The sequence below is a fragment of the Rhodococcus sp. WB1 genome (assembly GCF_001700945.1).
GTDB lineage: Bacteria > Actinomycetota > Actinomycetes > Mycobacteriales > Mycobacteriaceae > Rhodococcus > Rhodococcus aetherivorans.
Map to the genome: position 1 here is coordinate 3,254,149 of NZ_CP015529.1, position 13,864 is coordinate 3,268,012.

At 68.0% G+C, this 13,864-nt stretch carries 15 protein-coding genes; 1 reads left to right on the forward strand and 14 read right to left on the reverse strand.

Annotated features, from left to right (window positions below):
- Positions 1-665: 665 nt before the first annotated feature.
- Entirely contained in the window at positions 666-1,928 is a 1,263-nt protein-coding gene (gene murA / locus A4U64_RS14395) for a UDP-N-acetylglucosamine 1-carboxyvinyltransferase (protein ID WP_006944332.1), read from the reverse strand.
- Positions 1,929-1,984: 56 nt separating this feature from the next.
- Here murA and A4U64_RS14400 point away from each other — a divergent pair, with 56 nt between their 5' ends.
- Positions 1,985-2,557 (forward strand): cob(I)yrinic acid a,c-diamide adenosyltransferase, encoded by a 573-nt coding sequence (locus tag A4U64_RS14400; protein ID WP_050036333.1) that lies wholly within the window; start codon positions 1,985-1,987, stop codon positions 2,555-2,557.
- Between the two features lie 19 nt (positions 2,558-2,576).
- On the opposite strand, the gene A4U64_RS14405 is transcribed toward A4U64_RS14400, so the two are convergent.
- The 13 genes from A4U64_RS14405 to prmC form a co-directional block, all read right to left on the reverse strand.
- Positions 2,577-2,999: a DUF2550 domain-containing protein gene (locus A4U64_RS14405; protein WP_037200752.1), complete on the reverse strand. Its 423-nt coding sequence runs from the start codon at positions 2,997-2,999 to the stop codon at positions 2,577-2,579.
- A 47-nt stretch (positions 3,000-3,046) separates the two neighbouring features.
- Positions 3,047-3,412 carry a F0F1 ATP synthase subunit epsilon gene (locus A4U64_RS14410; protein WP_006944335.1) on the reverse strand — a complete coding sequence of 122 codons (366 nt, stop codon included), beginning with the start codon at positions 3,410-3,412 and terminating at the stop codon, positions 3,047-3,049.
- A 6-nt stretch (positions 3,413-3,418) separates the two neighbouring features.
- Positions 3,419-4,870, reverse strand: a complete 1,452-nt coding sequence (atpD, locus tag A4U64_RS14415; RefSeq protein ID WP_006944336.1) for a F0F1 ATP synthase subunit beta — start codon at positions 4,868-4,870, stop codon at positions 3,419-3,421.
- Between the two features lie 4 nt (positions 4,871-4,874).
- Entirely contained in the window at positions 4,875-5,858 is a 984-nt protein-coding gene (locus A4U64_RS14420; protein ID WP_006944337.1) for a F0F1 ATP synthase subunit gamma, read from the reverse strand.
- A gap of 48 nt (positions 5,859-5,906) precedes the next feature.
- Entirely contained in the window at positions 5,907-7,550 is a 1,644-nt protein-coding gene (gene atpA / locus A4U64_RS14425) for a F0F1 ATP synthase subunit alpha (protein WP_006944348.1), read from the reverse strand.
- Positions 7,551-7,614: 64 nt separating this feature from the next.
- Complete coding sequence (locus A4U64_RS14430) at positions 7,615-8,454, reverse strand: F0F1 ATP synthase subunit delta (RefSeq protein ID WP_006944350.1); 840 nt, start codon at positions 8,452-8,454, stop codon at positions 7,615-7,617.
- A gap of 5 nt (positions 8,455-8,459) precedes the next feature.
- Complete coding sequence (locus tag A4U64_RS14435; protein WP_006944352.1) at positions 8,460-9,020, reverse strand: F0F1 ATP synthase subunit B; 561 nt, start codon at positions 9,018-9,020, stop codon at positions 8,460-8,462.
- A gap of 10 nt (positions 9,021-9,030) precedes the next feature.
- The gene (locus A4U64_RS14440; protein WP_003935756.1) at positions 9,031-9,282 is read right to left on the reverse strand and encodes an ATP synthase F0 subunit C; all 252 of its coding nucleotides are present in this window, start codon (positions 9,280-9,282) and stop codon (positions 9,031-9,033) included.
- Between the two features lie 89 nt (positions 9,283-9,371).
- Positions 9,372-10,220 carry a F0F1 ATP synthase subunit A gene (gene atpB / locus A4U64_RS14445; RefSeq protein WP_170914067.1) on the reverse strand — a complete coding sequence of 283 codons (849 nt, stop codon included), beginning with the start codon at positions 10,218-10,220 and terminating at the stop codon, positions 9,372-9,374.
- A gap of 259 nt (positions 10,221-10,479) precedes the next feature.
- Positions 10,480-10,896, reverse strand: coding sequence for a hypothetical protein (locus A4U64_RS14450; RefSeq protein ID WP_202917562.1), 417 nt, complete (start codon positions 10,894-10,896; stop codon positions 10,480-10,482).
- 62 nt (positions 10,897-10,958) lie between these two features.
- Positions 10,959-12,164, reverse strand: coding sequence for an MraY family glycosyltransferase (locus A4U64_RS14455; protein ID WP_006944360.1), 1,206 nt, complete (start codon positions 12,162-12,164; stop codon positions 10,959-10,961).
- A gap of 18 nt (positions 12,165-12,182) precedes the next feature.
- Positions 12,183-12,845: an L-threonylcarbamoyladenylate synthase gene (locus A4U64_RS14460; RefSeq protein WP_029542940.1), complete on the reverse strand. Its 663-nt coding sequence runs from the start codon at positions 12,843-12,845 to the stop codon at positions 12,183-12,185.
- 36 nt (positions 12,846-12,881) lie between these two features.
- Positions 12,882-13,802, reverse strand: a complete 921-nt coding sequence (prmC, locus tag A4U64_RS14465) for a peptide chain release factor N(5)-glutamine methyltransferase (protein ID WP_029542938.1) — start codon at positions 13,800-13,802, stop codon at positions 12,882-12,884.
- Between the last annotated feature and the right edge of the window lie 62 nt (positions 13,803-13,864).

A 13,864-nucleotide genomic window follows, 5' to 3' on the forward strand; every position in this document is an offset into this window, starting at 1 on the left:
CTCACAATCAAACCCCGAAGGGCCGATCAGTCATAGACATCGAGCCAAATCACCAGCAAAAAACTCAAACCAGCAAAAAACACTGACCACCACAGACGGAAGAATGCGGCAGCCAGCAACGATCATCTCACGACACCTCATCGGCTTGACACCATGGTCGGCGTCTGATCTGATCGCACCAAACAAAATATTTGGCACTGACATTCATCGGCACACTGTTGAGTTCTCAAAGAACACGCGCACACCATCGCTACGCACTTTTCAGTGCTTCACTCCGGGGCAACCGTTCCAGCCTAACATCGGGGGCTTTCGGAATCAAAATCCGCGGCCGATCCGATCTCAGGAGCGATTGGAAACCCTACCAGAAGGTTTTCAATCGGGTTAATCAGGCGCCTTCGTCCAACCTCGTTTTCCCGGGCCCCTGCGGGCCGGGTCGGTGTCCGTGTCGCTCTGACCTGGAATAAGTTACGTGAGGAACAAGCGTGCGCCAAATCCGCTGGTCAAGCTCCGATGCGGCACTGTTTTCCCAGTTCGCGGGCCGCCCCCAGCCCCGCCTCCGCGCTGTCACTCCACCGTGATGCGCGGCACATTCGGACGAGCCATGTCGTCCACCCGCCCGTTTGAGCCCGAAATGACTGAGGCACAGCCGATTTCGGCGCTCCGCATCAGGAGTCGGAGTTGACCCGCTCGATGACGCCACCGAGCTCCTCGATGATCTCCACGAATCTCGGGTAGCCGCGGTCGATGTGGTAGACGTCGTGCACCTCGGTGACGCCGTCCGCACACAGCCCGGCCAGGACCAGTCCGGCACCGGCACGGATGTCCGACGACCACACCGGCGCACTCGACAGCTCCTCGACACCGCGGACCACGGCATGGTGCCCGTCGGTGCGCGCATCGGCGCCGAGCCGGATCATCTCCTCGACGAACCGGAACCGCGCCTCGAAGACGTTCTCCGTGATCATCGACGTGCCGTCGGCGACCGCCGCGAGCCCGATCGCCATGGGCTGCAGGTCGGTCGGGAAGCCGGGATACGGCAGGGTCGCGAAGTTGACCGCCCGGGGACGGTCGTGCTGAACAACCCGGAAGCCGTCCACCTCGGGCGTCACCTCCGCGCCGGCGGCACGGAGCTTGTCGAGGACGAGGCTCAGGTGCTTCGGGTTGACGCCGCGCACGCGGACGTCGCCGCGTGTCATCGCCGCCGCGATCCCCCACGTCGCCGCGACGATGCGATCCCCGATGACGCGGTGGGTGGTGGGTTCGAGCCGGGGGACGCCCATGATCGTCAGCGTCGAGGTGCCGGCCCCGGAGATGCGGGCACCCATCTGGACCAGCATGGTGCACAGGTCGACGATCTCCGGCTCCCGAGCCGCGTTGTCGATCGTGGTCTCTCCGCTCGCGAGAACGGCGGCCATCAGGATGTTCTCGGTGGCCCCCACCGACGGAAAGGCCAGGCGGATCGCGTTGCCGTGCAGGTCGTCGGCCTCGGCCACCACACAGCCGTGCTCGATCGTGCTGTGCGCCCCCAGCAGGCGGAGCCCCGTCTGGTGCATATCGAGCGGCCGTGAGCCGATCGCATCGCCGCCCGGCAGCGCGACGACGGCCTTGCGGCACCGAGCCACCAGCGGTCCGAGGACACACACCGACGCACGGAATTGCCGGACAGCGGCGAAATCTGCCTGGTACTTCGGCTGTGCGGGGGTCGTGATGCGTACCTCGTCACCCTCGAGCTCCACGTCGCATCCGAGTCCGCGGAGAACCTCGGCCATCAGCGGCACGTCGAGGATGTCCGGGCAGTTGGTGATGACGCTCGTCCCCTCTGCCAACAGGGCGGCTGCCATCAGCTTGAGCACGCTGTTCTTGGCGCCCCCGACGACTACCTCACCGACAAGCCGGTTACCACCGGAGACAAGAAAGCGATCACTCACAACGCCACAGCCTATCGACCACACTGCGGGAATACGGGAGCGGTACCGTGACCTGCATGGCTGTCCATCTCACACGGATCTACACCCGCACCGGCGACGACGGTACGACGGGCCTCAGCGACTTCTCCCGGGTGTCGAAGAACGACCCGAGGCTGATCGCCTACGCGGACTGCGACGAGACGAATGCGGCGCTCGGCGTGGCGCTGGCTGTGGGCGACGTACCGGAACGGATGGTGCCGGTCCTGCGCCAGATCCAGAACGACCTGTTCGACGCCGGAGCCGACCTGTCGACGCCGGTGGTGCCGGAGCCGAAGTATCCGCCGCTGCGGATCACGCAGGGGTATATCGATCGGCTCGAGCGCTGGTGCGACGAGTTCAACGAGGAACTGGCGCCGCTCGATTCCTTCATTCTCCCCGGCGGCACCGCGCTGGCGGCCCTGCTGCACACGGCCCGGACGGTGGCACGGCGGGCGGAGCGCTCCGCCTGGGCGGCGGTAGCCGCCCACCCGGACGACACGAATGTGCTGCCGGCGAAGTACCTCAACCGGCTGTCGGATCTGCTCTTCATCCTCGGTCGCGTCGCGAACCCGGATGGTGACGTGCTCTGGAAGCCGGGCGCGGGCGCGTGAGGACCCGGTCGGCCGGACCTCAGTTCGGCCGACCGCGCAGGGATCGGTCCGAGGGCCGGGATTCGAGCCAGGACAGGAAGGCGGTGAGCGCACCGCTGTCGAGGGCGATCTCGAAGTTGTTTGCGCCGTCCTGGATTTCGAGGATCACGATGTCCTCGGTCATGATGTCGTGCTCACTGCCCTCGGGCGCGCGACGGCTGCGCACCTCGACTCCCTGCCGGGCGAGGCGCGAGTCCGGGCCCGGGCGCAGGCTGGAGAGCTTGTAGAAGACGAGCGTGCGCTCGCCGTAACGGATGACGCCGTGCCGCCACCCGGCGCCGGCGCCGTTGGGCAGGCGCCGCAGGATCGCGGCGGTGCCGCCGCCCCGCAGGGTGACGAGGCGATAGAGAAAAGCCGCGACGGCAGCCGCGAGCAGTATCACCAGAACGATGAGAACAATCATTCCAACTGACACTGCTCGTCGGCTCCGTCGCGGCTTCTCGTGTCCGGTCAGGCCCGCTCGACAGCCCGGAGCCGGCCCCGCGCCGCGGCGATCTCGGCCTCGTCCCGGCTTTCGCTCAGCACGGCGCGCGCGGACTCGACGTCGATGTTCTCCGTCAGCTCCGCGGCCTCGGCGAGGATCGTCACCGTCGTGGCGGTCACCGAGAGGAAGCCGCCGTGCACGGCCGCGACGACGCGCTCGCCGTCGCCGGTCGTGATGGAGACGACGCCGCCCTCCACGAGCTGGCCCAGGACCGGCTCGTGGCCCGGCATGACACCGATCTCGCCCTCGGTCGTCTGGGCGCTGACCAGCCGGGCGGTGCCCGACCACAGGCGCTCCTCGACGGCAACGAGGTCCACGGTCATTTCAGCCATCGCGGACTACTTCCCGGCGATCTTCTTGGCAGCGGCCTCGACGTCGTCGAGTCCACCGCAGCTGTTGAACGCCTGCTCGGGCAGGTGGTCGAACTCACCCTTGGTGACGCGGTCGAATGCCTCGATGGTGTCGCGCAGCGGCACCACGGAGCCGGGCTCGCCGGTGAACTTCTCGGCCACGATGAAGTTCTGGCCGAGGAACTTCTGCAGACGACGGGCGCGGCCGACGAGGACCTTGTCCTCCTCGGAGAGCTCGTCCATACCGAGGATGGCGATGATGTCCTGCAGCTCCTTGTACTTCTGCAGGATCCGCTTCACCTCGTTGGCGACGCGGAAGTGCTCGGCACCGACGATGCCGGGCTCGAGGATGCGCGAGGTCGACGTCAGCGGATCCACAGCGGGGTAGATACCCATCTGCGAGATCGGACGCGAGAGCTCGGTGGTCGCATCGAGGTGCGCGAACGTCGTGGCCGGCGCCGGGTCGGTGTAGTCGTCGGCGGGGACGTAGATCGCCTGCAGCGAGGTGATCGAGCGGCCACGGGTCGAGGTGATCCGCTCCTGGAGCTCACCCATCTCGTCGGCCAGCGTCGGCTGGTAACCGACGGCCGACGGCATACGACCGAGCAGGGTCGACACCTCGGAACCGGCCTGGGTGAACCGGAAGATGTTGTCGATGAACAGCAGCACGTCCTGGCCCTGAATATCGCGGAAGTACTCCGCCATGGTCAGCGCGGACAGGGCGACGCGCATACGCGTTCCCGGCGGCTCGTCCATCTGGCCGAAGACGAGGGCGGTGTCCTGGAGGACGCCCATCTCCTCCATCTCGAGGTGGAGGTCGGTGCCCTCACGGGTGCGCTCGCCGACGCCGGCGAACACCGACGTGCCGGAGAACTCACGCGCGATACGGGTGATCATCTCCTGGATCAGAACGGTCTTGCCGACACCGGCACCACCGAACAGACCGATCTTGCCGCCCTTGACGTACGGGGTCAGCAGGTCGATGACCTTGATGCCGGTCTCGAGGATCTCGGTCTTGCCCTCGAGCTGGTCGAAGGCCGGCGGCTTGCGGTGGATGCCCCACTGCTCGCCATCGCGCCCGGTGCCCGGGGCGTCGAGGCAGTCACCGAGGGCGTTGAACACGTGGCCCTTGACGACGTCGCCGACCGGCACGGAGATCGGACGGCCCGTGTCGACGACCGTGGTGCCGCGCACCAGGCCGTCGGTGGGCTGCATGGAGATCGTGCGCACCAGGTTGTCACCCAGGTGCTGCGCGACCTCGAAGGTCAGGGTCTTCGCCACGGACGGCAGAGTGACCTCTGCGTGCAGGGCGTTGAACAGAGCGGGAACGGCACCACGCGGGAACTCGACGTCCACGACGGGGCCGATGACCCGAACGACGCGGCCGGCGGTGGCCGAGGCCGCCCCCGCCCCGTAGTTATCGGTTACTGCTGCGGTCATGTGCTTAGTCACTTCCTGCACTCGAGGCGAGCGCGTTGGCACCGCCGACGATCTCGCTGATTTCCTGGGTGATCTGCGCCTGGCGGGCCTGGTTGGCCTGACGGCTGAGGGTGTTCACCAGTTCCGTGGCATTGTCGGTGGCCGCCTTCATGGCGGTACGCCGAGCAGCCGACTCCGATGCCGCGGCATCGAGCAGCGACGCGAAGATGCGGGTGCTGATGTACTTCGGCAGCAGCGCCGCGAGCAGCGTCGAGGCCTCCGGCTCGAAGTTGTAGCCGGGCCGGGGCCCGCCGTTGCTGCCGACGTGCCGGCCGTCGGTGAGCATGTCCTCGCCGAGGTCGATCTCGTCCTCGGTGACGGTCACCTCGAGCGGCGCCATCCGGCGCACCTCGGGGGTCTGGGTCAGCATCGAGACGAAGCGGGTGTAGACGATGTGCAGTTCGTCGACGCCCTCGATCGTGCCCTCACCGTTCGGCGCGGGCACCTCGTTGCCGGACCCGGCCATGAACAGTTCCACCAGGTGACGACTCGCCTTGGCCGCATCCGTGTAGCGCGGCTCCTGCGAGAAGCCGGTCCACGCCCCCGCAACCTGCCGGCCGCGGAAGGTGTAGTAGCTCAGGCCCTTGGCACCGAGCACGTAGAACACCGGCTCCTTGCCCTCGCTGACCAGCAGCTGCCGCAGCTCCTCGGCCTCCTTGAGGACGTTGGCGTTGTAGCCGCCGGCCATGCCACGGTCACTGGTGACAACCAGGACTGCGGCACGCCTCGGGTTGGGCCGTTCGTTGAGCAGGGGGTGATCCAGCGACGCGGACGCGCTCGCCAGTTCGGAGAGCACCTTGGTGATCTCCTCGGCGTACGGCTTGGACGCTGCCACTCGGGCCTGAGCCTTCGTGATCCGCGACGTCGCGATCAGCTCCTGCGCCTTGGTGATCTTCTTGGTCGAGTTGACCGACTTGATCCGCGAGCGGAGCTCGCGCAGGCTTGCCATTCGTCGATCACACTCCCTTCACAGGACGCTGGGTCATGGTCTCCACGCTCACTTGCGAACAGTGGTGCGCTTGACGGAAACCTGCTCCTGCTCGACCTCGTCGGCGCCCAGGGCCTCGGCCTCGGCCTCGTTCACGACGCGGGTTCCGTCGGAGGCGATGAAGCCCTCCTTGAACTTGTTGGTCGCGGCGAGCAGCGCGGACGCGGAGTCGTCGGTCAGCGCCTTGCCGCCGGCGATCTGCTCGTAGACGCCCGAGGCGCTGTGGTGCAGGTCCTCGAGCAGCTCGGCCTCGAAGCGGCGCACGTCGCCGACGGGAACCGAGTCGTAGACGCCCTCACCCGCGAGGTAGATCGACACGATCTGGTCCTCGACGGCGACCGGGGAGTACTGGTCCTGCTTGAGGAGCTCGACCAGACGCTGGCCACGCTCGAGCTGCGCCTTCGAGGCCGCGTCGAGGTCGGAGGCGAAGGCGGCGAAGGCCTCGAGCTCACGGAACTGCGCGAGCTCCAGACGCAGCGAGCCGGACACCTTCTTCATGCCCTTGGTCTGCGCGGCGCCACCGACTCGGGACACCGAGATACCGACGTTGATGGCGGGGCGGATGCCCTTGTTGAACAGGTCGGACTCGAGGAAGACCTGGCCGTCGGTGATGGAGATGACGTTGGTCGGGATGTAGGCCGAGACGTCGTTGGCCTTGGTCTCGATGATCGGCAGGGCCGTCAGCGAACCGCCACCGAGCTCGTCGGACAGCTTGGCCGAGCGCTCCAGCAGACGGGAGTGCAGGTAGAACACGTCGCCCGGGTAGGCCTCACGTCCCGGCGGGCGGCGCAGCAGCAGGGAGATCGCGCGGTACGCCTCGGCCTGCTTGGTCAGGTCGTCGAACACGATGAGCACGTGCTTGCCCTGGTACATCCAGTGCTGGCCGATGGCCGAGCCGGTGTAGGGGGCGAGCCACTTGAAGCCGGCGGAGTCGGAGGCGGGGGCCGCGACGATGGTGGTGTACTCCATCGCGCCGTGCTCCTCGAGGGCGGCCTTGACGCCCGCGATGGTGGAGCCCTTCTGGCCGATCGCGACGTAGATGCAGCGGACCTGCTGCTTCGGGTCGCCGGAGGCCCAGTTGGCCTTCTGGTTCAGGATCGCGTCGACGCAGACGGCGGTCTTGCCCGTCTTGCGGTCGCCGATGACCAGCTGGCGCTGGCCGCGGCCGATCGGGGTCATCGCGTCGATGGCCTTGATGCCGGTCTGCAGCGGCTCCTCGACCGGCTGGCGCTGCAGCACGGTCGCGGCCTGCAGCTCGAGGGCCCGGTTCTCGGTCGCCTCGATGTCGCCGAGGCCGTCGATCGGCTGGCCCAGGGGGTTCACGACGCGGCCGAGGTAGCCGTCGCCGACCGGCACCGACAGAACGTCGCCGGTCCGCTTGACTTCCTGGCCCTCTTCGAGGTCCTGGTAGTCGCCGAGGATGACGGCACCGATCTCGGTGGCGTCGAGGTTCAGGGCCACGCCCAGCACACCGCCGGGGAACTCCAGCAGCTCGTTGGCCATCGCCGACGGCAGACCGCTGATGTGCGCGATGCCGTCACTGGTGTCGGCGACCACGCCGACCTCCTCGCGGGAGGCCTCCGGGGAGTAGCTCGCGGTGTAGTTGTCGATCGCGCTACGGATCTCGTCGGAGGAGATCGTCAGCTCCGCCATGTTCTTCCTGCTCTCGGTATCTGGTCTTCGAAAAGATCGCTATGTGTGTGTGTTCGGTAGTGGACTACGTGAGGCTCTTGCGCACTGCGGCGAGTCGACCCGCGGCGGTGCCGTCGATGACCTCGTCGCCCACCCGGACGACCAATCCACTGAGAAGCTCGGGAACCACCTCGACGTGCACCGTGACCGGTTTCCCGTACGTTCTGGTCAGGATACCGGTGAGCCGTTCGGCCTGCGCCGCGCTGAGAGGTGCCGCGCTGCGCACGTGGGCGACGGCGCGGTCCCGCTGGGTGGCGGCGAGGTTCGACAGTGCGTCGAACGCGTCGGCCGGGGCCTTGTCCTTCAGCCGTCCGACGGCCTGCACGGCCAGGGCCTCGGTGATCGCCGTGGACTTGCCGTAGAGCAGACGCGAGAGGAACTCCCGCTTGGCCGCCAGCGGCTTGGTGCGATCGGAGAGGGCCTGTTCGAGTTCGGCGTTGCCGGCCACGATGCGACCGAGCCGGAACAGCTCGTCCTCGACGGTGTCGAGCTGGTTCTGGTCCGCCGCCGCCGACAGGAGGGCTTCGCGGCCCAGCTGAACGAGGGAGTTGGTCAGGTCGGACTGGGTCGACCAGTCCTGCCCGGCCGCCGCCTTCAGGGTCGCGAGGGTGACGGGCGAGACCTTGCTCCCGAAGACCCGCTCGGCCAGTGCCTGCCGACCGGCTGCCGGGGCCGAGGCGTCGGCCAGCGCACTCCGCAGGGTGCGCTGATCGTCGAGCACCTCGACCACCGAGAACAGCTCGGAGCCGGCCTGCGCCGCAGCTGCAGTTGCGGCACCCGCGGCAGCGGATGCGGTGCTCGACGCCAACGCGCCCTGCAGCGCGGAACGCGTCTGAGCGAGTGCCTCACGGCTTGCTGCGTACATGGTGCTCACTTTCGGGATGCAGAGTCAGCGCTGAGGGAGTCGAGCTCGCTGAGGAAGCGGTCGATCGAGCCGGCACGCTTGACGTCGTCGGAGAGGGACTCCCCGATGACCTTCTCGGCCAGATCCACGGCGGTGCGTCCGAGATCGCCGCGCAGCTCGGTCACGATCTGCTGGCGCTGGGCCTGCAGCTGGTTGTGACCGGCAGCGACGATGCGGTCGCTCTCCTCCTGGGCCTGGGCCTTCATGTCCGCGATGATCTGCTGGCCCTGGGCACGGGCCTCCTCGCGGATCTGCGCCGCCTCGGTGCGGGCCTCGGCGAGCTGCGCGCGGTACTGCTCGAGCGCGGCCTTTGCCTCGGCCTGAGCTTCCTCGGCCTTCTTGATGCCGCCTTCGATCAGCTCCGAACGCTCGTCGAGCACCTTCTGGAACAGCGGAAGCACGTACTTCCAGAAGACGAGCCCGACGATGATCAGGGCGACCAGCGACCAGACGATGTCATACGTCGCGGGGAGCAGAGGATTTTGGTCCTCCGCCTCCGCCGCGAGCAACAGGATGCTGTCAGCCATGGTCGTCAGATCAGAAGATGAAGCCGGCGACGATACCGATCAGCGCCAGGGCCTCGGTGAACGCGATACCGAGGAACATGGTGGTGCGCAGCTGGCCGGCCATCTCGGGCTGGCGGGCCATGCCCTCGATCGCCTTGCCGACGACGATGCCGATGCCGATGCCGGGGCCGATGGCCGCGAGGCCGTAGCCGACCGCACCGAGACCGCTGATGGTGCTCTCCGTCTGGGCGAGGACGTCAACTGCCTGAAGCGCAACGCTCATTGGTGTTCCATTCCCTTTCTTGTGGCTCGGCCCCGGGGATCGGCAACCGAGTCAGTCTGTGTGTTGTGTGGGTAGTGCCGGTCGGCGCGCTAGTGCTCTTCGGCGTGCAGCGCCAGGTCGATGTACACCGCCGTCAACAGCGAGAAGATGTACGCCTGCAGGACGATCACCAGCAGCTCGAAGAAGGTGAACGCGACGCCACCGATCAGCGAGCCGATGCCGAAGATCTTCATCGCGCCTTCGGAGCTGAAGAAGAAGAACTGGGTTGCGCTGAAGAACAGCACCAGCATGATGTGGCCGGCCAGCATGTTCGCCATGAGACGGATGGTGAGCGTGAACGGGCGCAGCAGGAACGTCGAGATGAACTCGATCGGGATGACCAGCACGTGCAGCGCGGGGGGCAGGTTCGGGACGACGATGCTGCTCTTGACGTAGCGGAAGAACCCGTACTTCTTGATGCCCACGTAGTTGAAGACGACGTAGGCCAGCGCGGCCAGCACGATCGGCATACCGATGCGCGCGTTCGACGAGATGTTCAGGAACGGGATGACCGACGTCAGGTTGAGACCGACCACGAGGAAGAAAATGGTCACGAGCACCGGAAGGAATCGGCGGCCCTGCTGCTTGCCGAGGATGTCCTCGGCGATGTTGATCCGCACGAAGTCGATCATGATCTCGGCGACGTTCTGCACACCGCGGGGCACAATCTTCGGGCTGCGCATCGCGAGCGCGAAGAACAGCGCCACGAGCACGGCCACGACGACGCGGATGAGCATCAGGCGGTCCATTTCGAAGGGGGTGCCTTCGAACAGAACTGCTGGGGGGAAGAAATCGGCTAGTGACGGCGCGTGGAATTCTCCGGCAGCCAAGGTGGTGACGCTCAGCGCTCTCTCCCGTAGTCGGCCGCAGGCATTGCCGTCTGCGGTTCGATCGGACATTGACGATCCAACAAGTCGACCAGGTCGGCTCGCGTATTCGCCAGCTGCTGTCGGCTCCCGATCGGGGCCAGCGTCTGTCGGTGTCGGCGACTCTCGTCGACTCGGCGGCCATTCGAACACGACCGCCTGCGAGGGCACAACCGCACTCGACTCCTCCGGAATCGCAGGCAGTCGCACTCGCTTGGGACGACCTTATCAACACTTCTACGACGTTGTGTAGGCGGGTGCCCGTACCGCCAGGTCATTGACAACGGCGGTACTACCGCTCGTCGTTGTTCCCCTGCTCAGCGCTACCGGCAGGCTCCACGTACAGCGCCCGCTGCGACAGCACACCGTAGGTCTCGGCCCCCAGGACGATGAGCAGCGCGAAGACGATGGTGAGCACCAGCGCACCCTTGTCGTAGAAATCGAGCGGCTTGAGCAGCATCATCACCACGATCGCGAGGATCAACTTGAGCAGCCAGGTGCCCAGCAGCACCGCGCCCGCCGTCGTCGCCGGGAGCCGGGCGGTGAGCAGCACGCCGAGAGCGGTGAAGAGAATGAACCCCCCTCCCACGGCCGCGCCGATCAGCGCGCCCCACACGCCCGGCAGGCCGGCGACGAGGCCGCCGATCACCGTCGCGACGACCGTCAGTGCGATCAGTCCGAGCACGCCGTAGCGGACGGCGGCGCGCATCGGCGCGGAAGAGTCGGGCAGGGCGGGCAGGGGCCGATCCGGGGAGGTCACGGGAATCAAGCCTAACGGACCCGGCGCCGGCCCCAACGTCGCCGGGGACGGTCGGCGTCCTCGTGACGCAGCGACGGCACCGCCGTGACGACCAGCGCGAACACCAGTCCGCCCGCCACGAGCAGCACGACGGCCCGCCGGTCGAGCAGGGAGGAGCCGACGGCCCCGAACGCGAGCACCCCGACCCACAGGTAGATCAGCAGCACCACCCGGCGGTGCGAGTGCCCGATCTGCAGCAACCGGTGATGCAGGTGCATCTTGTCGGGACTGAAGGGGCTGACCCCGGCCCGGGTGCGCCGGACGATCGCCAGCAGCAGGTCGAGAATGGGGATGAACATGACAGCCCCGACGAGGATCAGCGGGGAGAGCAGGCCGAGCAGGTCGCGGGTGCCGTAGGCGGCCAGGGGGATGCGTCCCGACGCGCTCGTCGAGGTCGCCGCCAGCATCAGGCCGATCAGCATCGATCCGGAGTCGCCCATGAAGATCCGGGCCGGCTGGAAGTTGTGCGGCAGGAAGCCGAGGCAGGCGCCGGCGAGGGCCGCGGCGATCAGGGCGGGCGGATACGCGCTGACGTCGCCGCCCTGGTCGTGCAACAGCCCGACGGAGAACGCACAGATCGCGACGGCTGCGATCAGTCCCAGGCCGGCCGCGAGCCCGTCGAGGCCGTCGACGAAGTTCATCGCGTTGATCATCACCACCGCGACCAGCACGGTGAACAGCCCCGCCTGCAACTGGTCGAGGATGAGGGTGCTGCCGCCGAACGGCTCGTAGATGACGATCCAGCTCACGCCCATCACGACGAGCACGCCCGCCGCCGTGACCTGCCCGACGAACTTGGTCAGGGCGTCGAGTCCCCAACGGTCGTCGATGATCCCGACGATCACGATGATGGTGCCCGACACCAGCGCCGCACCCATGTCGGGGGTGTACTCGAAGCCTCTGGTCAGCGCCGGCAGCTGCTGGGCGAACAGCAGGCCCGCCACCAGCCCGATGTACATGCCGACGCCGCCGAGCCGTGGCGTCGGCTGGACGTGCACGTCGCGGTCCCGGGGCACCGCGACGGCACCGAACCGGATCGCGGCGATCCGCACGGCCCCGGTCGAGAGGAAGGTGACGACCGCGGCGGTGAGGAGCACGAGCAGCAGCTCACGGATGGGCACGCCGGCGCCGCGGCCCGACTGGGCCAGCACCAGGGATGCCGTGTCGGCGGCAGTCACTTCGCCCGGTCCCCGCCGTCACTCCCCGCCGGCACGCAGCTGCGCCGGGTCCTCGCCCAGCACCTCCGCGATGTCCTCGACCGCCACGGCGCCCTCGCGCAGCACGCGGGGCCGGTCGGCGGTCAGGTCGACGATGGTGGAGGCGACGGCGTGTTCGGCCGGTCCGCCGTCGAGGTACACGCTCGCCGACCCGCCGAGCTGGGTGCGCGCCTCGTCCACCGTGGTGGCCGGCGGACGGCCGGAGACGTTCGCGCTCGACACGGCCAGCGGGCCCACCTCGCGCAGCAACTCGAGCACAACGGGGTGCAACGGCATGCGCAGCATCACGGTGCCGCGCGTGTCCCCCAGGTCCCATGCGAGCGAGGGCGCTTGGTGCACAACGAGACTGAGACCGCCGGGCCAGAAGGCACGGATGAGTTCCCGCGCCTGCGGACGAACGGTGTTCACCAGGCCGTCGATCGTGTTCCACGAGCCGACCAGCACCGGCACCGGCATGTCCCGGCCCCGGCCCTTGGCGCGCAGCAGACTGGTCACCGCATCGCTGTCGAAGGCATCCGCCGCGATCCCGTACACCGTGTCCGTGGGCACGACGACGAGCCGTCCGGCCTTGAGCGCACCCTTGGCGGCGGTCAGACCGGCGGCGCGGGAATCGGGGCGACTGCAGTCGTAGACGGTGCTCACGGGTTCATCCTTCCACTGCCGCGAACGTGTCCGGCATCACACACCCGTCCCGCCCTGGGATCCGCCGCGCCGCGCCTCCACGTCGGTCGGCACCCGGCGGGCGACGACGAACCGCGGCCGGCCCGCCAGATCGGGGTGCTCGGTCACGTCACCGAACACGCGGCGCTGCGCGAACAGCTCCGCGACCTGGGCACCGTTCGTGTCGTCGTGCTCGACGCCGACGGCACCGCCGATCCGCAGCCAGCGGGCAATGTTCGACACCATCGGCTTGATCACCGACAGCCCGTCGGGACCGCCGAACAGCGCCGAGTGCGGGTCGTGCTCGATCACCTCGGGCGGGAGGTCGGTGCCCTCGGGAATGTAGGGCGGATTCGACACCACGATGTCGACCCGGCCCTCGAGCGAGGTGAGCAGGTTGCGGTCCGTCACGTCGCCCTGATGCAGGAGGATCGGCGTGTCCCCCGCCGCCGCGCAGCGTTCCGCGTTCCGCCGCGCCCAGGCCAGGGCGTGGGGCTCGAGTTCGACGGCGTGGACGACCGCGTCGGGCCGGGCGTGCGCAACGGCCAGCGCGAGGGCGCCCGAGCCGGTGCACAGGTCGAGCACCACCGGCGGATGCTCCTGGAGTCCTTCCAGGTACGCCAAGGCCCAGGCCAGCAGCAGCTCGGTCTCGGGCCGCGGGACGAAGACGCCGGGGCCGACCTCGATGTCGATCTCCCCCATCCCCGTGCTGCCGGTGATGTACTGCAGCGGGATCCGCTTGGCACGCTGCGCGATCATCGCGCGGTACGCGTCGACCATGGCGGGGTCGACGAGCGGCACGAGCCCGAGACGGGTGCGCTCGATGCCGAGCAGATGCGCGGCGAGCAGCTCGGCGTCCACACGCGGGCTGGGGACACCGGCTTCCTCGAGCACCGACACCGCTTCGAGGATCGCCAGGCGCAGGGGTTGACGAGTCACGGCGTACAGACTGCCATGCCGGTCACCACACGGAAACGGACAGGTCACGCATCCGGTCTGCG